At 42.4% G+C, this 24351-nt stretch carries 23 protein-coding genes; 22 read left to right on the top strand and 1 reads right to left on the bottom strand.

The window, feature by feature from the left end; genetic code table 11:
- Positions 1 to 2: 2 nt before the first annotated feature.
- From phhA to ompW, 7 genes are all read left to right on the top strand, one after another.
- Positions 3 to 800: a phenylalanine 4-monooxygenase gene (gene phhA / locus EGC82_RS14685; protein ID WP_124731424.1), complete on the top strand. Its 798-nt coding sequence runs from the start codon at positions 3 to 5 to the stop codon at positions 798 to 800.
- A gap of 80 nt (positions 801 to 880) precedes the next feature.
- Positions 881 to 1219 carry a 4a-hydroxytetrahydrobiopterin dehydratase gene (locus EGC82_RS14680; protein ID WP_124731423.1) on the top strand — a complete coding sequence of 113 codons (339 nt, stop codon included), beginning with the start codon at positions 881 to 883 and terminating at the stop codon, positions 1217 to 1219.
- A 163-nt stretch (positions 1220 to 1382) separates the two neighbouring features.
- Positions 1383 to 2921 (top strand): transcriptional regulator TyrR, encoded by a 1539-nt coding sequence (gene tyrR, locus EGC82_RS14675; RefSeq protein WP_124731422.1) that lies wholly within the window; start codon positions 1383 to 1385, stop codon positions 2919 to 2921.
- A 237-nt stretch (positions 2922 to 3158) separates the two neighbouring features.
- On the top strand, positions 3159 to 4145 hold the full coding sequence (locus EGC82_RS14670) for a fumarylacetoacetate hydrolase family protein (protein WP_124731421.1): 987 nt from the start codon (positions 3159 to 3161) through the stop codon (positions 4143 to 4145).
- Between the two features lie 105 nt (positions 4146 to 4250).
- Entirely contained in the window at positions 4251 to 4901 is a 651-nt protein-coding gene (gene maiA, locus EGC82_RS14665; RefSeq protein WP_124731420.1) for a maleylacetoacetate isomerase, read from the top strand.
- On the top strand, positions 4888 to 5661 hold the full coding sequence (locus tag EGC82_RS14660) for a nucleotidyltransferase family protein (RefSeq protein ID WP_124731419.1): 774 nt from the start codon (positions 4888 to 4890) through the stop codon (positions 5659 to 5661). The genes maiA and EGC82_RS14660 overlap by 14 nt, the downstream gene beginning before the upstream one ends.
- A 231-nt stretch (positions 5662 to 5892) precedes the next feature.
- Positions 5893 to 6540: an outer membrane protein OmpW gene (gene ompW, locus EGC82_RS14655; protein ID WP_124731418.1), complete on the top strand. Its 648-nt coding sequence runs from the start codon at positions 5893 to 5895 to the stop codon at positions 6538 to 6540.
- A gap of 115 nt (positions 6541 to 6655) precedes the next feature.
- Here the strand turns inward: ompW and EGC82_RS14650 are convergent, their stop codons facing one another.
- Positions 6656 to 7408, bottom strand: a complete 753-nt coding sequence (locus tag EGC82_RS14650; protein ID WP_124731417.1) for an SDR family NAD(P)-dependent oxidoreductase — start codon at positions 7406 to 7408, stop codon at positions 6656 to 6658.
- Positions 7409 to 7838: 430 nt separating this feature from the next.
- On the opposite strand from EGC82_RS14650, the gene metA reads away from it, so the two are divergent.
- The 15 genes from metA (at position 7839) to EGC82_RS14570 (ending at position 24221) form a co-directional block, all read left to right on the top strand.
- Positions 7839 to 8783 carry a homoserine O-acetyltransferase MetA gene (gene metA, locus EGC82_RS14645; RefSeq protein ID WP_124731416.1) on the top strand — a complete coding sequence of 315 codons (945 nt, stop codon included), beginning with the start codon at positions 7839 to 7841 and terminating at the stop codon, positions 8781 to 8783.
- Positions 8784 to 9305: 522 nt separating this feature from the next.
- On the top strand, positions 9306 to 10499 hold the full coding sequence (locus EGC82_RS14640) for a thiolase family protein (RefSeq protein WP_124731415.1): 1194 nt from the start codon (positions 9306 to 9308) through the stop codon (positions 10497 to 10499).
- Between the two features lie 160 nt (positions 10500 to 10659).
- Positions 10660 to 12153, top strand: a complete 1494-nt coding sequence (locus tag EGC82_RS14635; RefSeq protein WP_124731414.1) for a CoA-acylating methylmalonate-semialdehyde dehydrogenase — start codon at positions 10660 to 10662, stop codon at positions 12151 to 12153.
- A gap of 197 nt (positions 12154 to 12350) precedes the next feature.
- Positions 12351 to 13508 (top strand): acyl-CoA dehydrogenase family protein, encoded by a 1158-nt coding sequence (locus EGC82_RS14630; RefSeq protein WP_124731413.1) that lies wholly within the window; start codon positions 12351 to 12353, stop codon positions 13506 to 13508.
- A gap of 102 nt (positions 13509 to 13610) precedes the next feature.
- The gene (locus tag EGC82_RS14625; RefSeq protein ID WP_124731412.1) at positions 13611 to 14393 is read left to right on the top strand and encodes an enoyl-CoA hydratase; all 783 of its coding nucleotides are present in this window, start codon (positions 13611 to 13613) and stop codon (positions 14391 to 14393) included.
- A complete protein-coding gene (locus EGC82_RS14620) occupies positions 14393 to 15511 on the top strand; it encodes an enoyl-CoA hydratase/isomerase family protein (RefSeq protein WP_124731411.1) in 1119 nt (372 codons plus the stop codon). Before EGC82_RS14625 ends, EGC82_RS14620 begins: the two co-directional genes overlap by 1 nt.
- A gap of 13 nt (positions 15512 to 15524) precedes the next feature.
- On the top strand, positions 15525 to 16424 hold the full coding sequence (mmsB, locus tag EGC82_RS14615; RefSeq protein WP_124731410.1) for a 3-hydroxyisobutyrate dehydrogenase: 900 nt from the start codon (positions 15525 to 15527) through the stop codon (positions 16422 to 16424).
- Positions 16425 to 16436: 12 nt separating this feature from the next.
- Complete coding sequence (locus EGC82_RS14610) at positions 16437 to 17195, top strand: SDR family oxidoreductase (protein ID WP_124731409.1); 759 nt, start codon at positions 16437 to 16439, stop codon at positions 17193 to 17195.
- 137 nt (positions 17196 to 17332) lie between these two features.
- Complete coding sequence (locus tag EGC82_RS14605) at positions 17333 to 17539, top strand: hypothetical protein (protein ID WP_124732667.1); 207 nt, start codon at positions 17333 to 17335, stop codon at positions 17537 to 17539.
- A 7-nt stretch (positions 17540 to 17546) separates the two neighbouring features.
- Positions 17547 to 18512: a DMT family transporter gene (locus EGC82_RS14600; protein ID WP_124731408.1), complete on the top strand. Its 966-nt coding sequence runs from the start codon at positions 17547 to 17549 to the stop codon at positions 18510 to 18512.
- A gap of 329 nt (positions 18513 to 18841) precedes the next feature.
- Complete coding sequence (locus EGC82_RS14590) at positions 18842 to 19762, top strand: M14 family metallopeptidase (RefSeq protein WP_124731407.1); 921 nt, start codon at positions 18842 to 18844, stop codon at positions 19760 to 19762.
- A 187-nt stretch (positions 19763 to 19949) separates the two neighbouring features.
- A complete protein-coding gene (locus tag EGC82_RS14585) occupies positions 19950 to 20900 on the top strand; it encodes a hypothetical protein (RefSeq protein WP_124731406.1) in 951 nt (316 codons plus the stop codon).
- Positions 20901 to 21255: 355 nt separating this feature from the next.
- Positions 21256 to 22848: an ABC-F family ATPase gene (locus EGC82_RS14580; protein WP_124731405.1), complete on the top strand. Its 1593-nt coding sequence runs from the start codon at positions 21256 to 21258 to the stop codon at positions 22846 to 22848.
- Between the two features lie 175 nt (positions 22849 to 23023).
- Positions 23024 to 23389, top strand: a complete 366-nt coding sequence (locus EGC82_RS14575) for a hypothetical protein (protein WP_164839143.1) — start codon at positions 23024 to 23026, stop codon at positions 23387 to 23389.
- Positions 23390 to 23414: 25 nt separating this feature from the next.
- Positions 23415 to 24221, top strand: a complete 807-nt coding sequence (locus EGC82_RS14570) for an alpha/beta fold hydrolase (RefSeq protein ID WP_124731403.1) — start codon at positions 23415 to 23417, stop codon at positions 24219 to 24221.
- The last annotated feature ends 130 nt before the right edge of the window (positions 24222 to 24351 follow it).

Below are 24351 nucleotides of genomic sequence, written 5' to 3'. Positions count from 1 at the left end.
CTATGAGTACAGCAAAGAAATACATTGCACATCAACCTGATGCCCAGGGTTACATTGATTATTCAGAACATGAAAATCAATTATGGCAACAATTGTATCAACGCCAAGTGGCAAATATGCCGGGTAAAGCCTGTAATGCTTACCTCCAAGGGCTAGATGCACTCGGCATGTCGATTGAAAGCATTCCGCAATTACCCGACATCGATAAAGTGTTACTAAAGGCCACCGGGTGGAAAACCGCAGCGGTGCCTGCATTAATATCATTTGGACGTTTCTTTGAGTTATTGGCGAACAAAGAATTCCCTGTAGCGACATTTATTCGTAGTAAAGAAGAGTTTGATTACCTACAAGAACCTGATATTTTTCATGAGATTTTTGGCCATTGCCCATTATTAACTAATCCATCATTTGCCCATTTTTCGCATATGTATGGCCAATTAGGCTTAGCGGCATCGAAAGAAGAGCGAATATTTTTGGCGCGACTATATTGGTTCACTATTGAGTTTGGTTTAGTGCAAGCGAAAAATGAGCCATTAGCCATCTATGGTGGGGGTATTTTAAGTTCGCCCGGTGAAACCTTATATGCGTTAAGTGATGAACCAGAACGTAAACCATTTGATTTACTTGACGTTTTACGTACACCTTATCGTATTGATATTATGCAGCCTATTTATTACGTGATCGATCATATTGATTATTTAGATGAAATTGCGCGTATGGATATTATGCCTATGGTGACAAAAGCGCGTCAATTAGGGATGTTTGAGCCCAAGTTCGCCCCTAAAGTCAAAGCGAGTTAACCATTTATTGCAACTGAGCAGAGCTTAATGTTGCTCATCAGTGCAAGTTAGACATTATTTAATTAAGCCTAGGAGTATAAATGAACGCATTAACCGAGATGAAGTGTGAAGCATGCCAAGCAGACGCCCCTAAAGTGAGCGATGCTGAGTTGGCTGAGCTTGTGGGTATGATCCCCGATTGGGGCGTTGAAGTTCGTGATGGTATTATGCAACTCGAGCGAGTATACAAATTTAAAAACTTTAAGTTAGCCATGGTGTTTACCAATAAACTGGCTGATTTAGCGGAAGCTGAAGGTCATCATCCAGGGATATTAACTGAATGGGGCAAGGTCACAGTAACCTGGTGGTCGCACTCTATTAAAGGCTTACACAAAAACGATTTTATCATGGCTGCCAAGACCGACCAGTTGCTCGACTAGTTGTTATCGCCATCGATTTCAGCATGTTACGTTAACGTAACATGCTGCTATTATCGCTCTGTTACAATTCTGCTGTAAACTTCACTTGCCACCGAAGCCATATCCCTCTAACGTTGTGCCAAATTTCCGCAATAAACATAAATAAATAGGGAATCGTTACATTATGCGTTTGGAAGTCAGTTGTATTGATCGCGTGGGTTTAGCGAAAGACATCCTCGTCGTGCTTGAAAAACATGGCATTAACTTAATTGCGATTGATGCCAGTAATAAAGGTTTTTTATTCCTACAATTTGCTGAAATCAGTTTTGAAACACTGCGCGAATTAATGCCGCAAATTCGTAAGGTTGAAAGTGTACATGATGTTCGCACCGTGTCTTTTATGCCATCAGAGCAAGAACATTACGCCTTAAAAACCTTACTGAAAACTTTACCCGATTCGGTGTTTTCTACTGACGGCAAAGGGCGAGTGCGCATTGCCAACGAATCAGCATTATTGACCCTAGGTATGGCCGAACATGAAGTCGTTGGTGAATCACTTAATCATTGGGTGCAAGGCTTTAATTTTGCCCGTTGGATGAGTGAAATACCCGTGTTGGCTCAAGCGACCCGAGTACAAATTAATTCGAGCGAGTATTTGGCCGAAATGCTGCCTATTTACTTACCTGATGACGATGATAAAACGATTTTAGCCGGTGCGGTTATTTCGCTCAAATCCCCCGCTAGAGTGGGTAAGCAGTTTAATGCGCTACAAAATCAAACCACGGGTTTTGATAATGTATTAGCCGTTAGCGACAAAATGAAAGACATACTCAAGCAAGCTAAACGCATGGCGCAGTTAGATGCTCCTTTACTGATCACTGGCGAAACCGGTACCGGTAAAGAACTCATGGCACGTGCTAGTCATGATGCCAGTATGCGCCGCGAGCATCCGTTTATTGCAATCAATTGCGCGGCACTGCCTGACAGCGTAGCAGAAGAAGAATTATTTGGTTTTGTCAGCAATGGCACCGTTGTTAAACGCGGTTTATTTGAAGAAGCTAAAGGCGGCACGGTATTTCTTGATGAAATTGCCGAGATGTCTAAAGCAGCACAAGTTAAATTACTGCGTTTATTACAAGACGGCACTTTTAGGCGTATTGGGGGTGATGAAGAAGTTCGCGCAGATGTGCGAATTATCTGTTCAACCCAAAAACATTTAGCTGAACTTTGCCAATCAGGTGAGTTTAGAGAAGACTTATATTATCGAATCCATGTGTTAAGTTATCACATGCCATCATTGCGTGAGCGCCGTGTAGACGTGATCCCGTTAACCGAGATGTTTTTAGAACATTATAGTCAGCAGCTATCGAGTCCGTTAAGACGGATCTCGGCAACCTGTCGTGACTACCTATTTACTTATGCGTGGCCGGGTAATGTGCGTCAATTGAAAAATGCCATTTTTAGAGCGGTATCAATGTGGGATGGTTCGACAGAGTTAACTGTTGAACAACTTAAATTACCATCTTATGCTGAAGGCTTTGGTTACTTTGATGAAGAATTTGAAGGAACCCTGGACGAAGCAATGAAAGAATACGAAGCGAGTTTATTGCGCCGTTTATACCCAGCTTATCCAAGCACGCGACAATTGGCTAAAAAGCTTGGGGTATCGCATACCGCTATTGCGAATAAATTACGTGACTACAGTATTAGTAAAAAAAAGTGATGTAACGAATTAATGCCAGCTTTTTTGCTGGTATTTTAGTCACTTTAGCCCTGTAAATCAGTGTTTGCAGTGGGTTTGTATAAATGTAACGAATAATTTACAAATAGCCGTTAGTGCCAGCAGAATGTGATTTAGCACATGCTATAGGTTTTTTGGCTGTGATCGGTTATTTGTATCGTCAAATTGAGCGTGTAGTGTGGATAATCCGCTGCGCTCACCCAGTATTTAGGAGCAATAATGAAACTTGCAAGTTATCACAACGGACGTCGCGACGGCCAATTAATGTTAGTCAGTAAAGATTTGCGCAAAACCGTCGCAGTACCTGCCATTGCCCATACTATGCAGCAATTATTAGACGCTTGGGATTTACTGTATCCACAACTAAATGAGTTGTATGAAGCATTAAACGCTGGCCAAATGGACAATGCGGTTGATTTTGATGAAAGCCGTTGTTTATCACCGTTGCCACGTGCTTACCAATGGGCCGATGGCAGTGCTTATGTCAATCATGTTGAATTAGTTCGTAAAGCGCGTGGCGCTGAAATGCCAGCATCTTTTTGGACAGACCCGCTAGTTTATCAAGGTGGATCAGACAGTTTTATCGGACCTAAAGCCGATATCGAAATGGCCAGTGAGGAATACGGTATCGATTTCGAGTCAGAAATCGCCATTATTACCGATGATGTTGCCATGGGGGTTAGTAGTGAAAATGCGACTAAGCACATCAAACTATTGATGTTAGTTAACGATGTATCACTGCGTAACTTAATCCCTGGTGAATTAGGTAAAGGCTTTGGCTTTTTCCAATCTAAGCCATCTAGTGCGTTTTCACCTATTGCGATTACCCCTGACGAGTTAGGCGATAAATGGCAAGACAGCAAAGTGCACTTACCATTAGTGACCCATTTAAATGGCGACTTGTTCGGCCGTCCAAATGCCGGCGTCGACATGACGTTTAACTTTAGTCAGTTAGTTGAACATGTGGCTAAAACGCGTCCATTAGGTAGCGGTGCGATTATAGGTTCTGGCACCATTTCAAATTATGATCGCAGTGCAGGTTCAAGCTGTTTAGCTGAAAAACGCATGTTAGAAATTATTGCCGACGGTAAAGCATCCACACCCTTTATGCATTTTGGCGATACGGTTCGTATCGAAATGTTTGACGAAAACGGTGTGAGTATTTTTGGTTCTATCGATCAAAAAGTGGTTGAGTACAAAGGCTAAGATTATTAGGCTGATGTAAACCAACATAATGAAGGCAATAGCGATCAATCGTTATTGCCTTTTTGTTAGGCAGAATAAAACAAAAATATAAATAAGGAAATTGATATGAAACTCTATGGTTATTGGCGTTCAAGTGCCGCTTATCGGGTTCGTATAGCATTAAACTTAAAGCAGTTAAGTGCAGAACACATTTCGGTGCATTTAGTGAATAATGGTGGCGAGCAAAATAGTCCAAGTTTCCATCAATTAAACCCGCAGCATCTTGTGCCCGCATTTGTTGATAGCGGCGAGCAGGGTGAACTGACCTTGTCACAATCATTGGCCATTATCGAATATCTTGAAGAGAAGTATCCACAATCATCGTTGTTGCCGAGTCATATTGAAGATCGCGCCATTGTGCGTAGCATGGCTCAAGCCATTGCCTGTGAAATTCATCCCTTGGATAACTTGCGAGTATTACAATATTTAGTCAAAGAAATGGGCGTGTCTGAAGCCGATAAAATGCGTTGGTATCATCATTGGATCCACGTTGGTTTTAGCGCACTAGAAGTACAACTAAGCCAATATAGTGGACGTTTCTGTTTTGGTGATACGCCTTCGCTGGCAGATATTTGTTTGATCCCGCAAGTGTATAATGCCAAACGGTTTAATCTAGATCTTGATGCGTATCCGAATATTGTTAGAATTTGGCATGAGTGCCAGCAATTAGCTGCATTTGCAAACGCTGCACCAGAGCAGCAGCATGACGCCAGTTAATAGCGATGCTAGCCATCAGTTGCAACTATTGGCGCCTGAAGGATTACAGGCGCAAATATCGACATGGTTGCAACAAGATGCTCAGCGTCGGCATGCTTTACAAGTATGCCGGGCAGTATTAACATCACTGAACATTAGCGATTGGTATATTGCAGCAGGTTTCGTACGTAATCTGGTATGGGATAAATTACACCATATTGCGCTGCAACCCTTAAATGATATTGACGTGATTTATTGGTGTGATACCGACGTGTCTGTAGCGCGAGACCGCGCCATTGAAGCTGAACTTAGGCGACAAGTCGATTTACCTTGGTCAGTTAAAAATCAAGCCAGAATGCATCTCAATAATAACGATCCAGCTTATCTTTCGTGCCTTGATGCCATGTCTTATTGGCCAGAAATGCAAACGGCAGTAGGGGTTAAGTTAGTTAATATGAGTGTTGGTACAATTTCAACTGACCGTGTTAATGGCACTGTCGACAACACGGCTAATCTACAACTCAACAATAATGTTGCGACCGATGCTAAGCTCAATAGCAATATAGCGCTAACAAGTTCAAGTACCTTTTGTGTTTTAAGCTATGGTGATGAGATTAAAGTGGATGCCGTTTTTGGATTAATACGTCTTTTTTCACTTTGCTTAAATGCCAACCCTAAATGCGATATCAGTGTGTTTAAATCCAGAATAGTTCAAAAGAAATGGCTAAGCCGATACCCTAAATTAACTCTTGTTAGCGATCCATTTCTACTCTCCCAATAATGCCCCTTTGTTAGATCACATATATCCACAACATGAGGTTTAAAGACTGAACTGCTGGGTTTAATATGTGATCTAAATCAAGCCTGCTTAATTAAGCTTATACCACTAAAGAGGTATTTGATTTTTGTTGATCTATATCAATGTTATTAGTGGATTAGTTCGGTAGGTTGGCGACAAATGTTGAGGATGCACAGCGCTGCATCTAGTTGTCATTGCCAAGGAGTGTTAAAAATGAATAAGAAAATTACCCTAAGTCTAGTTGCTGTTTCTTTATTAACTGCTGGTCTATCTTTTGGTGCTGTAGCTCATCAAGCTGGTGATATTATCATTCGTGCAGGTGTGGCGATGGTTGCTCCTAATGAGTCAAGCTCAGTAGTGGCAAATGTTGCTGAATTTAGTGTTGATAATGATGTGCAGTTAGGACTGAACTTTGGTTATATGCTAACGGATAATATCGGTATTGAATTACTCGCCGCATCGCCTTTTAGCCATGACGTATCATTAGGGGCATTGGGCAAAATAGCCGATTCAAAGCAACTGCCTCCGACACTGGTTGCACAATACTACTTTGGTGAGCCGCAATCTGCTTTGCGTCCATATATTGGTTTAGGGGTTAACTTTACTAATTTTTATGACAATGAATTTACCCAAGAAGCGAAAGATCTTGGCTTAGAGAATTTAAGCTTGTCTAACTCTTGGGGTCTTGCCGCTCAAGTCGGACTTGATTATCAAATAGACAAGCAATGGCTGGTTAACGCATCAGTGTGGTATGCACAAATTGCTACTGATGTAAGCTTTGATATGGGCGCCGATCATGTAGTAGTAGATACCGATATTGATCCTTGGGTTTACATGGTTAGCGTCGGCTATACTTTCTAAATAATGATAAAATTTCTAAACGATAACTCATTCATATAATTTACTCATATAACTTGTTCATATCATTTTACAGGAACCTTAGAGTTCCTGTTTATGTTTATGCGGATATTATTTATTATGACTTCTTGCGCGGTTTCCAATGGCGGGTATTGTAAATATATTCAGGTAATAAACGATTAATCCACGCAACTATGCGCCAGCGTTTAGTGACATACACTCGGCGTTTACCTTTTTTTAGGGCGGTTAATATTTGTGTCGCTACTTTGTCTATTGGCGATAATAAAAAGCGGGTATTGAGCAACACAGCCTTATCAAATAAGCCTAATTGAATATCGCTAATGGTAATGGGTAATTTTAATCGTTGTGCATGCATACACAAACCTTGCAGATAATTAACCGCGAAGGCTTTAGAGGCATGATAAGCCACATTTGGACCACCGCGCTGACCCGCTATGGAGTTAATCGCTGCCAGTTGGCCATAACCTTGTTGACACATTAACTTGAAAATACAGTTACTGATGGCGGCAAACCCTCTGACATTAACATCAATAATATCTTGCTCAATCGGCCAAGGCAGCGCAGCGTCGTAGTGATTTACACCAGTATTAACTATCACTAGGTGAGCGCCATTGTGTTGCTCCCATGCGATGGTGAGTTGCGTAATTAAGGTTTCAGGCTCGACAATGTTTAACGGGTAAACACTCACTTCACCAGGTAAGGTTCGACAAAACTCCGTGAGTAGATTGGGGTCTGGTACAAAAAGTACTAAGGATACATTCTGCTCAGATAGCTGCCGCGCAAGCGCTTGGCTTAATTGCGAGGTAGCACCAATAATCATTGCTGTCGCGGTAGAGGTGGTTGTCAACATAGTAGGCATCATCGTAATGTGGTGCCTTATAATAGGAATATCAGTTATTGATAACAAGCCTGAAAAACTTTCAATCAAAGACGTGTAGACTTCTAGACATCCTTGTGTATGATAAAAGCTATCAATCGTTGTAGGCCAATTACACATCAATGATGGGGTGTTTAAGCGTAATACCAGCCTTAGAGACAGGTAAAACATTATTTTTACTCATAATGTGATGGCTGTAGTGATAATCATCAGTGGTTATTTTGGACAAAAATTTATGGCAGTTTTGTGATCTTACGCGTTGATGAATCTACTGTTTAATAGGCTAATCATCTCATTACCGTTTATTGGGGGCCGTTACGCGACGATATGGCCGTTACCACAAGCTCATCGATATGATTAAAATGGATGATAATTTGTTTAATTCACACAAAAGGTAATTAGTATGCCGGTTCGAATTCCAGATAACCTGCCAGCAGCAGGCATTTTAGAGTCAGAAAATATCTTTGTGATGTCTGAAACCCGTGCGGCTAATCAGGACATTCGTCCAATGCGGGTATTAATCTTGAATTTAATGCCTAATAAAATTGAAACAGAAACCCAGTTATTACGTTTACTCGGCAATACCCCATTACAGGTTGGAGTCGATTTATTACGCATACATGATAAAGAATCAAAGCACACTTCAGTTGATCACATGAACACCTTTTATCGTGATTTTGAAGACATCAGACATAACAATTACGATGGCCTGATCATTACAGGGGCTCCGCTAGGGCAAGTTGACTTTAAAGATGTGGTCTATTGGGATCATATTCGCGAAATTATTGATTGGTCACAACAACATGTGACATCGGTATTATTTTTGTGCTGGGCTGCTCATGCGGGTTTTTACCATCTTTATGATTTACAGCGCAAATTATTAGCCAACAAGCGTTCAGGTGTGTTTAATCATCGTCGTACCAGCGATCCACACCCATTATTACGTGGTTTTGATGATGAATTTTTTGCGCCTCATTCACGATTTGCAGAAATGGACATTGAACAAATTCGCCAACATCCTGATTTAGAAGTGTTAGCTGAATCTGATGAAGCTGGGGCGTATATTGTGCTCAGTCGCGATAACCATAATGTGTTTGTAATGGGCCACCCTGAATATCAAAAAGACACCTTGAACGAAGAATATGTGCGCGATATGGGGTTAGGGCTTAGGCCTGATATTCCACAAAATTATTATCGACAAGACGATCCTAATCAAGACCCTGTTGTACGCTGGCACAGCCATGGTAGCTTATTAGTCAGTAACTGGCTCAACTATTATGTTTATCAGCTAACCCCTTATGACTTGTCGGACATGAATGCCAAAACGCCATGGGAAAATAAAAAGTAACTTATTTAATGAGTCATTAATCGACTGAAGCTAGACCGAAAGTGAGTTGGCTAGGATTAAAAAGTAAGATGAAAATGTAAGACTAAAAAGGATTACTGGCATTGGGCTACTTAGTGATAACGCTAAGTAGCCTTTTTTTATTGAGTACTTAAGCCGTCCATCAGTCATTTGGATAATAGCGACTCTACTGCATTTGCAGGTATGAGTTCAGCAGTGATTTTGGGGTAACATTTAAGGTTTATATCAGTGTATTTAGCTCAATTCTAGCCGTTAGTTTCATCTTATAGACTAAAGTGTAACTCAATTATCCGCAGTAAAATTAATCGATAATAAAGCCTATATAAACAGTTTATTAGATATTAAATTCACTCTATTTTTATCCAGTGTAAATCTTCAATGACAATGCAACGAGATTAACATCAGCATTTAGACCACTTTTTACTTGCTTTACGTTAGCGTCAACGTCAAAGTGGTATGATATTAGGTTTGATAATTTATATGCGTAAGTCAATTGGAGTGGTTATGAGTACAGAGCAAACAGGTCAAGATATCGTTATTGTTGCTGCGAAGCGCACCCCAATGGGTGGGTTTCAAGGAGCATTGTCTGAGGTCGCATCTCCAGTGCTGGCTGCCACGGCAATTAAAGGCCTTTTAGCTCAAACGGGGATCAGTGCTGACAGCGTTGACGAAGTGCTAATGGGTTGCGTATTACCTGCTGGTCTCGGCCAGGCACCTGCTCGTCAAGCCACCATTGGTGCCGGTTTACCACTGAGTGTTGGTGCTACAACCGTAAACAAGGTCTGTGGTTCAGGTATGAAAACAGTCATGCTAGCTCATGACTTAATTAAAGCCGGTAGCAGCCAAGTGGTTGTGGCTGGTGGCATGGAAAATATGAGCCGAGCGCCTTACTTACTCGACAAAGCTCGAAGTGGCATGCGTATGGGCCACGGCAAAGTCATGGACCATATGTTTTTAGATGGTCTTGAAGATGCTTACACTGGCGGCGCTATGGGCACGTTTGCACAAAAAACTGCCGACGACTTTGGTCTTACGCGTGAGCAAATGGATGCTTTTGCGTTAGCATCACTTGAAAAAGCCAATACCGCTATTCAGTCTGGTGCGTTTAAAGATGAAGTAGTATCGGTCACCGTTAGCACTCGCGGTGGTGATGTTAGTGTCGATACAGACGAACAGCCTGGAAATGCGCGCCCTGAAAAAATTCCCACACTGCGCCCAGCATTTACGAAAGACGGCACCATTACCGCCGCTAACTCAAGTTCAATATCGGACGGCGCCGCTGCACTGATGCTAATGACCCGTGACAAAGCCACTCAATTAGGCTTAACCGTTATGGCGACCATAAAGGGTCACACGACTCATTCACAAGAACCCTCATTGTTTACCACCGCACCCGTTGGCGCGATGCAGAAACTGTTCGATAAAGTACAGTGGAGCAAAGATGAGGTTGATTTGTACGAAATCAATGAAGCATTTGCCATGGTGACTATGCTAGCGGTGTCTGAACTTGGTTTAGATAACAATAAGGTCAACGTTAATGGCGGCGCTTGTGCATTGGGTCATCCTATTGGTTGTTCTGGTGCACGTTTATTGGTCACACTGATTTATGCCTTAAAAGCCCGTGGTCTTAAACGTGGTGTGGCATCGTTATGCATTGGCGGTGGTGAAGCTACCGCAATGGCAATAGAAGTAGAATAAACCCACATACGCTAAGTTCAACAAGACCACCGCACAGGTAAATGTACACGCAGCCACTTATAGTGAGACTGACAAACATAATAAATCGCATTACCTGTGCTGTAACTCAATACGAGTGATGTTATTCACTCACAGATGTTCAAGGATCGAGGAAAACAACATGATCACACAAGTTAAGCATTACATTGATGGCGAATTTACATACGGCAGCGGCGATCGCAATATTGACGTAACTAACCCAGTTAACAATGGTGTTATTGCCAAAATTAACTGTGCCACGACTGCCGAAGTAGAGTTGGCTATACACAGTGCCAAAGAAGCGTTTAAAACCTGGAAAGAAGTACCGGTGTCTGAGCGTGCTCGCGTTATGTTGCGTTACCAACATCTCCTTAAAGAACATCATGACGAATTAGCCACCATTTTGGCACAAGAAACCGGCAAAACCTTTGAAGATGCTAAAGGCGATGTATGGCGCGGCATTGAAGTGGCTGAACATGCTTGTGGTGTTGCGTCGCTAATGATGGGTGAAACCGTTGAAAATGTCGCCCGTAATATTGATACCTATAGCTACACACAGCCATTAGGTGTGTGTGCGGGTATTACTCCGTTTAATTTTCCGGCGATGATCCCGTTATGGATGTTCCCATTATCGATTGCTTGCGGTAATACCTTTATTTTAAAACCGTCTGAGCAAGACCCAATGACGCCACAACGTTTGGTTGAATTATTTGTTGAAGCCGGTGCGCCCAAAGGCGTGTTACAACTTATCCATGGCGACAAAACTGCGGTTGATATTTTGCTTAGAGATCCAGCCATTAAAGCCATTTCGTTTGTGGGTTCAGTGAATGTTGGTCAATACATTTATAAAACGGGTACCGATAACCTTAAACGTGTACAAGCTTTTGCGGGCGCTAAAAACCATTGCGTGATCATGCCAGATGCTAACAAGAAGCAAGTGATTAATAACATGGTGGGTGCTTCTGTAGGTGCCGCAGGCCAACGTTGTATGGCAATCTCAGTGGCCATTTTTGTGGGTAAAGCTAAAGAGTGGATCCCAGAGTTAAAAGAAGCGTTAGCTAAAGTTCGTCCTGGTTTATGGGATGATAAAGACGCAGCTTACGGCCCTGTTATTAGCCCTGCGGCTAAAGAGCGCGTATTGAAACTGATTGCCCAGGGTAAAGCCGAAGGTGCTGATTGTTTACTTGATGGTAGCGACTTTACCGTTGCAGGTTATGAATCGGGTAACTGGGTTGGTCCAACCATGTTCACTAATGTCACTACCGACATGAGCATTTATAAAGAAGAAATTTTTGGCCCAGTTCTGTGTTGTATGGAAGCGGATAACCTAGACGATGCTATCGAGCTGGTTAATAACAGCCCTTACGGTAACGGTACCTCCATCTTTACTGCATCGGGCGGGGCAGCGCGCAAATACCAACACGAAATCGAAGTCGGCCAAGTGGGAATTAACGTGCCTATTCCTGTGCCATTACCTTTCTTCTCATTTACGGGGTGGAAAGGCAGTTTCTATGGCGATCAACACGCCTATGGTAAGCAAGCCGTGCGTTTTTGCACTGAAACTAAAACCATTACAACTCGTTGGTTTGATTCAGAAGCGGTTAGCGGTCCTAACATGAGCATTGACCTCAAATAAGTGTATTAGCCGCGGTATGCTAAAACCTACCGCGGCAATAGTTATCTGCTAATCCAACAAGACTATTTGACTCACACCATTAGCTGATAATGTCGCAGTACTGCACACCACCCGCTAATGACTAGGCAGCTTAAGTTGCTCGTGAGCCACACATCAAATGACCCAAGAGTCATCGAAAACAATAAAAGGACTCCAGCATGGATTTTAATTTAAACGAAGATCAGCGTCAGTTTGCTGACTTAGCCCGCCAATTCGCCACTGATGAACTTGCGCCATTTGCCGCCAAATGGGACGAAGAACATCATTTCCCTAAAGACGTTATCCAAAAAGCAGGTGAGCTAGGTTTTTGTTCACTTTATTCGCCAGAATCAGAAGGCGGCATGGGATTATCTCGCTTAGATTCGTCGATTATTTTTGAAGAATTAGCCCATGGTTGTACTGCGACTACAGCAATGTTAACCATTCATAATATGGCTACCTGGATGGTGACGACTTGGGGATCACAAACCTTGCGTCAACAGTGGTCAGAAGGCTTAACTACGGGGCAGTTATTGGCATCATATTGTTTAACTGAACCCGGTGCTGGCAGTGACGCTGCTTCATTGCAAACTAAAGCGGTGCCTGATGGCGATGATTACCTGATCACCGGGTCAAAAGTATTTATTTCTGGCGCTGGCGAAACTGAGCTATTAGTGGTGATGTGTCGCACGGGTGAAGCTGGCCCTAAAGGGATTTCTGCGATTGCGGTGCCCGCCGATGCCGCTGGAGTTACCTACGGAAAAGCAGAAGATAAAATGGGCTGGAATGCACAGCCCACTCGAATGATCAACTTTGAAAACGTGCGCGTACCAGCAGTAAACTTACTCGGCGAAGAAGGCCAAGGTTTTACTTTGGCCATGAAAGGCTTAGACGGCGGGCGAATTAATATCGCGACCTGTTCAATTGGCACCGCGCAAGCGGCATTAACCCGCGCGACTCAATACATGAACGAGCGTAAACAGTTTGGTAAGCCATTAGCGGCGTTTCAAGCATTACAGTTTAAATTAGCCGACATGGCTACTGAATTAGTCGCTGCGCGTCAAATGGTACGTTTAGCCGCCTTTAAGCTCGACACTCAAGACCCAGAAGCCAGTGCTTATTGTGCAATGGCTAAACGTTTTGCCACCGATGTTGGTTTTCAAGTGTGTGACAGCGCGCTGCAAATTCATGGTGGTTATGGTTACATTCGTGAATACCCCTTAGAGCGCCATTTTCGCGATGTGCGTGTGCACCAGATTTTAGAGGGCACTAACGAGATAATGCGGTTAATTATTGCCCGCCGTTTGTTAGCTAGCGATGCTCATCCTATCTTATAACGAGGGTGGTTATTCTTTATTGAACTGAACATCACTGAGCCACAACTGACTGACCCAAAACTGAATGAACCACACATGATTTCTAGCATAAGGACATAGGTTATGAATGCACAAACCGCGATTCTTGAACATATTATCGGTCACACGGCCATTTTGACGCTGAACAATCCGCCAGCAAATACTTGGACGGCAGACAGTCTACAAGCGTTAAAACAAATTGTACTGACATTGAATCAAAACAAGGATGTTTATGCCCTTGTTATCACTGGTCAAGGTGATAAGTTTTTTTCAGCCGGCGCGGATTTAAATTTATTTGCCGATGGCGATAAAGCCAATGCAGCCCTCATGGCTAAAAATTTTGGTGAAGCCTTTGAAACCTTAAGTGCGTTTCGTGGTGTGTCTATTGCCGCCATTAACGGTTATGCCATGGGCGGAGGTTTAGAAATAGCATTAGCATGTGATCTACGTATCGCAGAAGCTCAAGCTCAAATGGCACTACCTGAAGCTTCTGTCGGCTTATTACCTTGCGCGGGCGGTACCCAAAACTTAACCGAATTAGTGGGTGAGGGTTGGGCGAAGCGGATGATTTTATGTGGTGAGTTTATTGATGCAGCTAAAGCTGAAAAAATTGGCTTAATTGAAGAAGTGGTCGAGCAAGGTCATGTACTGGACGCTGCGGTTGCATTAGCCGCTAAAGTGGCAAAACAGTCACCTAGTAGTGTCAGTGTATGCAAAACCCTTATTCATGCTGGGCGTTCAATGCCACGAGCTCAAGCACTGCCGCTGGAGCGCGAATTGTTTATTAGTTTATTTGATACCGAAGACCAGGCTGAAGGTGTGAACGCCTTTTTAGAAAAACGCGCCGCAAATTGGAAGAACTGCTAATGACTCAAGAGGTAATATTTCAAACATTAGGTACGTTATCAGGCCAATCTATTGGCGTGGTAACACTGAATATCGAAAAAGCGCTTAACGCATTAACGCTCGACATGGTTGCGGCAATGCAAACCCAGTTAACGCGCTGGAAAACGGATAACAGTATTGCGTGCATCGTCCTTAATGGCGCAGGCGAAAAAGCCTTTTGTGCGGGTGGTGATGTGCGGGCAATTTATCATGCATCTATCGCTAATCCCAATAAGATCACTGCACAAGCCTGCGAATTTTTTACTCAAGAATACCAACTAGATTACTTACTACATCAATTTGGTAAACCTGTGTTGGTGTGGGGCGACGGCATTGTTATGGGCGGTGGGTTAGGCTTAATGGCCGGCGGCAGTCATCGTGTCGTTACTGAGCGCAGTCGTATTGCGATGCCAGAAGTCACCATTGGTTTATATCCTGACGTGGGCGGCAGTTACTTTTTAAACCGCATGCCAGGTAAAACCGGGTTATTTTTAGGCTTAACCGCTTACAACATGAATGCCGCAGATGCCTTGTATGTTGACTTAGGTAATTATTATGTAAATAGCGATGAAAAAGAGCCGCTTTTTGATGCTATGGCTGAGTTAACTTGGAGCCAAGATAACAGCCAGAATCATCAATTATTGAGTGACTTGCTCACGCGTATGACTCAGCCGCATTTAGCGTCGCTACCAAGCAGCCACTTGCACCAATTCCAAAGCCAAATTGATTTGTTAATGGCAGGAGACATTGTTGATGTCCACCATCAATTAACAAGCTTAAATACTGAACTCGATTGGCTAAAACGCGCGCAGAAAACAGCGTTAGCGGGTAGCCCAATTAGCTGGCATCTTATTTTTGCTCAAGCAGCCTTAGGTACAAACCTTAGCCTGGCAGAATGCTTTAAATGGGAATTAGGTGTTAGCGTTAATTGTTGCTCTATAGGAGACTTTTGTGAGGGTGTGCGCGCCTTGCTGATTGATAAGGATCGCCAACCAAAATGGTTATTTGCAGATGTAGATGCAGTAGATGCGAATAAAGTAAGCCAATTAGTTACCTCACCTTGGGCCGCAAATAAGCACCCATTAGCAGACTTTACTTAAAAGGATTATTAACATGGCAACAGTAGCATTTATTGGTTTAGGTAATATGGGCGGCCCAATGGCGGCTAACTTAATTAAAGCTGGCATGACAGTGACAGTATTTGATTTAAATCCAACCGCCGTAGCGGCATTAACCGAGCAAGGTGCATTGAGCGCTAAAACTGCATGTGGCGCAGCTGCTGCAGCGGATGTTGTTATTACCATGCTGCCAGCTGGCAAACACGTCCGCAGCTTATATTTAGGTGATGACGCCAATAAAGGTTTGCTTGATGTGGTGTCAAAACAAGCGTTATTAATTGATTGTTCGACCATCGATGCTGATAGCGCTCGTTTAGTCGGCGCTAAAGCTGCCGAAAAAGGTATTGAGTTTATGGATGCGCCAGTATCTGGCGGCACAGCAGGCGCAGCAGCAGGCACTCTAACTTTTATTTGTGGTGGCAGTGACGCAGCTTATCAGCAAGCACAAATCGTATTAACAGTAATGGGCGGCAATATTTTCCACGCAGGCGCTGTCGGTGCCGGGCAAATTGCGAAAATTTGCAATAACATGCTGTTATCCGTGTTGATGGTAGGTACCAGTGAGTCATTACAATTAGGTTTGGATAATGGCTTAGATCCTAAAGTGCTATCTGATATCATGAAAGTCAGCAGTGGCGGTAACTGGACCTTAGAAAAGTACAATCCATGTCCAGATGTGATGGAAAATGTACCCTCGTCTAAAGATTATCAAGGCGGCTTTATGGTCGATTTGATGGTGAAAGATTTAGGGTTGTCGCAAGAAGCGGCAGTCGCCTCTAATTCAAGCACACCAATGGGTTCTTTGGCTCGCAGTTTATATGTTAATCATGCTCGCCAAGGCAATGGTCGTCGCGATTTTTCAAGTATTTTTGAACAATTTTCAAAGAAAAAATAAAGGATTCAGTTGATGGAATTAAAAGATAAGGTTGTCGTCATTACTGGCGGAGCAGGTGGATTAGGGTTAGCAATGGCGCAAAATTTGGCTGCTCAAGGGGCTAAGTTGGCGCTTATCGATGTTGACCAAACTAAACTTGAACAGGCTTGTGCTGATTTAGGTTCAATCACTGAAGTACAAGGCTATGCCTTAGACATTACCGACGAGGAAGATGTTGTTTCCGGTTTTAAGTTCATCGTTGAAGATTTTGGTAAAGTGAACGTGCTAATTAACAACGCGGGTATTTTACGCGATGGCTTAATGGTTAAAGCCAAAGACGGTAAAGTTGTTGATCGCATGTCTTATCAGCAATTTCAGTCTGTGATTAACGTCAATTTAAACGGCACTTTTCTTTGTGGTCGTGAAGCGGCGGCAGCCATGATTGAAACGGGCCAAAGTGGCGTTATCATTAATATTTCTAGTATTGCTAAGTCCGGTAATATGGGCCAATCTAACTATTCAGCGTCTAAAGCAGGCGTTGCTGCTATGTCTGTTGGTTGGGCTAAAGAATTAGCGCGTTACAACATTCGCAGCGTTGCCGTTGCGCCAGGGGTTATCGCGACTGAAATGACTGCTGCGATGAAGCCTGAAGCGTTGGAACGCCTTGAAAAAGTGGTACCAGTGGGGCGTTTAGGTCAGCCAGAAGAGATTGCTTCAACAGTACGCTTTATCATTGAAAACGATTATATTAACGGCCGCGTATTTGAAATTGACGGTGGTCTTCGTTTATAAGCCGGTAGTATTACCCTTAATCAGTTTGTTATGATGCTGTCACGCCGAACTAATACCATGTGTATTAGTTCGGCGTGACTTTTTTACTTTCAAGGATTAATTACGTGGCAAAATTAGAATACCTGCTTAAAAAAATCATGCTAATTGTGGGGCTTCTCGGTGTGATTATTATTTATGGCGGCTTTTTTTATCTATTATTCTCCGGTCGTTCGACTGCTGCATTGCCGTGGTTTTTGCTTATCTCGCCGTGGATTTGTGTCTATTTTGGGCTAGCCCATGTTCAGCAAGTAGCGGTAATACAATGGTTTGTTCAAAAATTCACGTTTAAAAAAAACGCTAAGTAACCCTATTATGTCAGCTTTATCAGCATTGTTATCGCGGTTTTCTGTCGCTCTGTATACCATAGTCGCTTTGGTCGCATTTGCGGCCAACTCGGTGTTGTGCCGCATGGCATTAGCATCAAATCAATACACCATACCCTTAATTGATCCTAGTAGTTTTACTGCCATTCGGTTAACTGCGGGGGCTCTGGTGTTGTGGTTATTAATGTTATTGCGCTCGAGTAAGGCTGATGTTAGTCAATCCGACACGAAAAACTTAACTCACCATGGCAGCGTTTTTGCGGCGGTATTGTTATTTATTTACGCTGTGACTTTCTCGTACGCTTATGTGTTACTCGACACGGCCACTGGCGCATTAATTTTATTTGCTGCGGTGCAAATTAGCATGATGCTCATCAGCTATTTTCAAGGTCATCGTTTATCGTTACTTGAATGGCTTGGAGCGTTATTAGCTTTTGCTGGTTTTGGATATCTGGTACTACCTGGGGTTAGCGCTCCCTCAATCATCGGCTTAGTATTAATGGCCGTTAGTGGTTGTGCATGGGGTGGCTATACATTATTGGGTAAGCAGTCACGTAAACCACTATTTGATACAGGGTATAATTTTATTCGTACCTTGCCGTTAGTGCTAGTGATGATAGTTGTTGTATGGTGGCTGCCAGTGTTTAGCGCCAGCGATGCCGTGAATCATTTTACATTATCCCCAACAGGGATATTGTTGGCTATATTGTCAGGTGGGGCGGCATCGGGTGTCGGCTATGCATTATGGTATCAAGCATTGCGCGGGCTAACTTCAACACATGCCGCAGTATTGCAACTTACCGTTCCTGTTATTGCAGCCTTGGGGGGCGTACTCTTTTTGGATGAGGTTATCAGCATTCATCTTAGTATTTCGGCCAGCATTATTTTTTTAGGCATTGCCTTAGTTATTTTAGCTAAACCCAAATCAGTTAGATTAAATAAACGAACCGATTAAACCAATTCACTAGGGCCTGTTGATCTTTCAAGGTTATTTTTGCAGCGAATTGTTGGCCATTTGTACAAGGCAGAGACTTTGAGGTGTAGTTATTCTACATAAAAAGTCGATAACACAGTAAAAATGGCCAACAAACGCTGCCCGAAGGGTTCGGCTAAAAACGTTTTACTCTTTGTTGAATGCATTTTGCTTAGATGACTAGGCATCAATCCATTCGCCTCGATTAAAACGTTTTTAACTCGAACAAAATTCAACCAGCAAAGATCAACAGGCCCTAGATTAATGCTATAAAAAGTTAACTCAATAAAACAAACGATTAATGAGGTTATATGAGCAATTCAACAGCGTATCCAATTGGCATCCCAGGACAAAAGTGGACCGATGATCATAAAGCACAATGGTTAGCACAAGTGACCATAAAGCGCTCATATCAAGATGAAGTTGTGAGTAAACTAATCCCGCTAGCCGCTCAGTTTGAGCAAGTACAGTATGGCGCTTTATCTTATGACGCTGACAAGTATCCTTTATTTGGCTTTAAACCGCTTAAGTGGGATAGCAGTAAGAAAACTATTTTAGTCACTGGCGGCGTTCATGGATATGAAACCAGCGGAGTACAAGGTGCGATTCAATTCTTAGCCACTAAGGCACAAGATTATGCGCAGTATTTTAATGTCGTTGTCGCGCCATGTATCAGCCCATGGGGTTATGAAACCATTAATCGTTGGAATCCCAAAGCCATCGATCCTAATCGCTCTTTTTACCCTAATAGCCCTGCTGAAGAATCTGCTGCGTTAATGGCATTTGTTGCCACGCTAGGCGATGTTTATGCCCATATTGATCTGCATGAAACTACCGATACAGACGAGCTTGAATTTAGACCGGTATTGTCCGCTCGTGATGGCGTAGATTATGCTAAGGGCATTATTCCTGACGGTTTCTATTTAGTCGGTGACAGTGATAACCCAACGCCAGCGTTTCAAAAAGCAGTGATTGATTCAGTGGCAAAAGTGACACATATTGCACCAGACGATAATGGCCAATTAATTGAAGTGCCAATTGAGCAATTTGGAGTGATTAACTATCCGGTTAAAAAGCTCAGTTTATGCGCTGGCATTACCGTTAATCACTTTAACACCACTACCGAAGTGTATCCTGATAGCCCACTTGTTACCGTGCAAGAGTGTAACGATGCTCAAGTCGCTGCTATCATCGGTGGATTAGATTATATTATTGGTTATTTGAAGCTCTAAAAACGCTAAGTGTAGTAGACGATTACAAGCAATACCCCGTTGTCGTCTGGGCATATTTTAGTATAATGGCGGTGAGTTGCTGTTTGAATGGAATCTAAAAAGACTCATTGCTGTTAAAACCTGTGGTTCCTCGGTTATTGATTAGCCTTCTCGCTAGTCGACTATTTTTTATTCATAAAGGATTAAAATGAAAAATACTCTGTTGTTATGTCTATTCTGTTTATTGATGACACCCCATCTTTCACACGCCAAAGCGGGTTTAATCTCGTTTGGTGGTGAAAGCATTGTACCGGTTGTGGAACTTCCTAATGATCAACGTTTTCAAACACAAGATGGTGAATACATTGACGTAGGCTATATCTATAAATCTGTTGATATATTGTTTCTGCCACTGTGGAATTATGATGGCCGCTTTGTTGGCATGTTGTCACAACAAGACTTATATATAGACTTAACCCCCTTGGAGGTCACTGGACTCGCTTTAGAGGCCGGTGTGGTATTACCTAAAGCTCCATACCTCGATTTTTGGCATCGTATTGGTGGGAAAATAGTTTTTTTACTGCTTTGTGGCGCGTTAGCTATTTACGTTTTGCAGCGTATGCAAAAAAAGGTGGCTTATTTTAGTCCGTTAGCGACTGGGCGTGAGCGTTTAAAAGATATTTTAATCAATAGCAATGACTTTGTTGAGTTAGACCTAGCGGTTATCGAAACAGAAGGTAAGCCCAAAGTAGAAGGCGTAGCATTTATTGCGGCGAAAAAGTATTTTAACAATGTTATTTCAATATCCGTAATGGATATGAGTAAGGTATCAATTGAGCAAGTTCAAGCTCAGAATGAACAACTATTCACTGCGTTACTTGGATTGAAGAAAACCTTAGGGATAAAGTCTCAAAGTACGATTCATTACCTGTATTTCACTTTCGACAGTTCTCCTTCAAATGCAGACATCAGCGCGCTAAAAACATTGAGAAAACGTCAAATCACCAAAGCAACTAATTTAATACCCATTATTATTGATTTTGATGCGCAGATGATTGATAGCTCTGTGGGTGTGTATCCGTCTAAAAAAATTCTACAAAACTGCTTTACCCAAGCTGACATTCACTCCGATGAAGTAGCTGAACCTGCAAGGGTATAATGTGAATTAATATTTTTACTAAACGGTTCACAAGGTTATGCTTGATGCCGAAAGCTGCTATCGGTTTTCGGCGTTAAATCAACGCTGATGCATTATCGCCATTAATACATTTATAATGGCGCGCAAATAGTTATCACATCACAGTTACATCTCAAAACGTACAGTATTTGTATCATTGCTAGGTTGATAAATAGGCCAAAAATCCTTACACTACTGCGCTTCGTATTTACCTCGGCTCTGCCGTATCCAGTTTCAATATCATTTTTGCTTGCTTGAGTCATACAGACGTTAACTCAAACCAGTAGACTATAATTTGATATGAGCTTTAACACACAACACGATTTGGAATTTCATTTTGATTACAACAGCTAACATCACGATGCAGTTTGGCGCAAAGCCACTGTTTGAAAATCTTTCAGTCAAATTTGGTGGCGGAAATCGCTACGGTTTAATTGGCGCGAATGGTTGTGGTAAATCCACCTTTATGAAAATCCTTGCCGGTGATTTAGAGCCATCAAGCGGTAACGTCTCTATAGATGTTAACGAACGCATGGGTAAATTAAACCAAGACCAGTTTGCATACGAAGCCTTTTCTGTCGTAGACACTGTGATCATGGGCCACAGAGAATTGTGGAAAGTAAAGCAAGAACGCGACCGTATTTATTCTTTACCTGAAATGAGCGAAGAGGACGGTATCAAAGTATCTGAGCTTGAGATGGAATTTGCTGAGATGGATGGATACACTTCAGAGTCTCGTGCAGGCGATTTATTGTTAGGTGTTGGTATTGATATTGAGCAACATTTTGGCTTAATGAGCGAAATTGCTCCTGGCTTTAAGCTACGAGTGTTATTAGCACAAGCATTATTCTCAGATCCAGATTTATTGTTACTTGACGAACCAACCAACAACTTGGACATCGATACTATTCGTTGGTTACAAGACATGTTGAACCAACGTAACAGCACCATGATCATTATTTCGCACGACCGTTACTTCTTGAATTCAGTGTGTACTCACATGGCTGACTTAGATTATGGTGAGTTGCGTGTGTTCCCTGGTAACTACGACGAATACATGATGGCTGCACAGCAATCACGTGAACGTTTAATGAGTGATAACGCTAAGAAAAAAGCGCAAATTGCTGAGTTACAAACCTTCGTAGCCCGTTTTTCTGCCAACGCATCAAAAGCAAAACAAGCTACATCACGCGCTAAGCAAATTGATAAAATTAAGCTAGATGACATTAAAGCATCAAGCCGCGTCAATCCGTTTATTCGTTTCGAACAAGAAAAGAAATTGTTCCGTAATGCATTAGTGGTTGAAAACTTAGCCAAAGGTTACGACATACCATTGTTCAGCAAGCTTAACCTTATGGTTGAAGTGGGTGAACGTATTGCTATTTTGGGTCAAAATGGTGTGGGTAAAACCACTTTATTACGTACGTTAGTACATGATATCCCGCAAGACGATGGCACCATTAATTGGTCTGAAAATGCCAATATTGGTTACTACGCCCAGGACCATGAAGCAGATTTTGCTAACGAAATGACCTTGTTCGAATGGATGAGCCAATGGCGCAAAGAAAATGACGATGATCAATCTGTACGCGGTATTTTAGGCCGTATGTTGTTTGGTGCAGATGACATTAAAAAGTCAGTTAAAGTATTATCTGGTGGTGAGAAAGGCCGGATGTATTTCGGTAAACTTATCATGCAAAAGCCGAACATTTTATTACTCGATGAGCCAACCAACCACATGGACATGGAATCGATTGAGTCATTAAACAACGCGCTTGAAAAATACGAAGGGACGTTAATGTTCGTGTCTCATGACCGCGCATTCGTATCATCACTTGCCACTCGTATTCTTGAAGTGACTCCTAACGGAATTAATGACTTTAAAGGCACTTACGACGAATTCTTAGTGAGCAAAGGTATTGACGCGTAATTCTGGTTTAATAACCAGTACTGTCGGTAACCAGCATTATTGGTAACTAATGCCCACTGATTAAGACCATTAGCCCTGAACAATAGTTCGGGGCTTTTTGTTTTTATTTACTCGGCTAGGCCATATACTCTAGTGATATAAATCAATGACATTCCCCAGCACAGGCATCTACTTTATGAGCATCACCCTTGAACAAGTCGCATCAACCTTGAATGAACTGCAATGTCGTACTAATTTTAATATTAAGAATGTCACCGAATACATGTTACCTGAGTTAAAAGAGCCGGTTTATTTGCATGTAGAAGGAAAAACGCCATTGCTGATCATTCGTCCAGCATTTGAGATCTTTTCAACAGAATTGGCTACCATTGACGGGGTTCATGCAAAATATGACTACTATCATAATGCCCAAATGACCCGATTTCCAACTCGTCGCAACAAAGGCTTAAGTGAAATTCATTACGGTTTAGCATTTCGGTTTGATACCACAGATGCAATCAAATTATTTATTAATAGATTGATTGAAATAGTAAGAGGATAAATAACCTCATTAGGAGCGCCGCATCATGACAGAGCAATTTAATATCAATCAATTTAATTGTTCCATTAATGGTACAGGACAAACTCTGATATGGGCTCATGGGTCAACCGGCAGTATCCAAAGTGAAGATGCGATTGGCTTATATGCCTGGCATCGGTTTCCTAAAAAATTACAGCTGATTCGATATGATGCTGTCGGCCATGGCTTATCTTCTGCAGGTAAGTGTGTAGAAGACTATTTATGGCCAGAACTAGCAAATGACATGATAAGTATTGCAACCCACTTTAGTACGCCATCAGCGCTTATTTTAGGCGGTCAATCAATGGGCAGTGCAACGTGTTTGTTCGCCGCTTTAAAACATCCGCATAAAGTAAAAGGATTAATCTTGATGAATCCGCCCACAGCATGGCATGCTCGTGCAGCACAAGTAGGCGATTATCATAAAATTGCCAAAGCAGCGCGCATTTTTGGTGGTAAAGGTTTAGCCAAAATAAACGCTAAACATTGGGATAAATTGCTCCCAAGTTGGCTGATTAATGGTCATGAACATAGCGTGTTAGGCATGCTCGACGGGTTAAAGCTAATGACACGTCAAACGCTCGATCAGTTATTTCGCGCTGCTGCCCTTAACGATCTGCCCAATAAGCAGCAACTTGCTGAACTGACAATGCCAACGCTGATTTTAGCGTGGCACGGCGATAAAACCCATCCCATAGAAACCGCCATTCAATTACATGCCATAATACCTAATTCGACCTTACACATTGCAGCCTCGATAGATGAGGTGAATGAATGGCCTGAATTGATCAGTGAGTTTTGCCTCCGTTTATAAATCGTTATCGATAGTGAGAAGAGTCGTTTTCAGTTGGTTTTATCGCGGTAACTTTACACGCTAAATTCATTCACTCAATTTCATCGTCTGAGATGCAGATTGCATTCACGCAGGAGAAAAGATAGTAACT

The sequence above is a fragment of the Shewanella livingstonensis genome (assembly GCF_003855395.1).
Lineage (GTDB): Bacteria > Pseudomonadota > Gammaproteobacteria > Enterobacterales > Shewanellaceae > Shewanella > Shewanella livingstonensis.
Note: the sequence above shows the minus strand (reverse complement) of the source record. Positions and strands in the feature narration are given on the sequence as shown.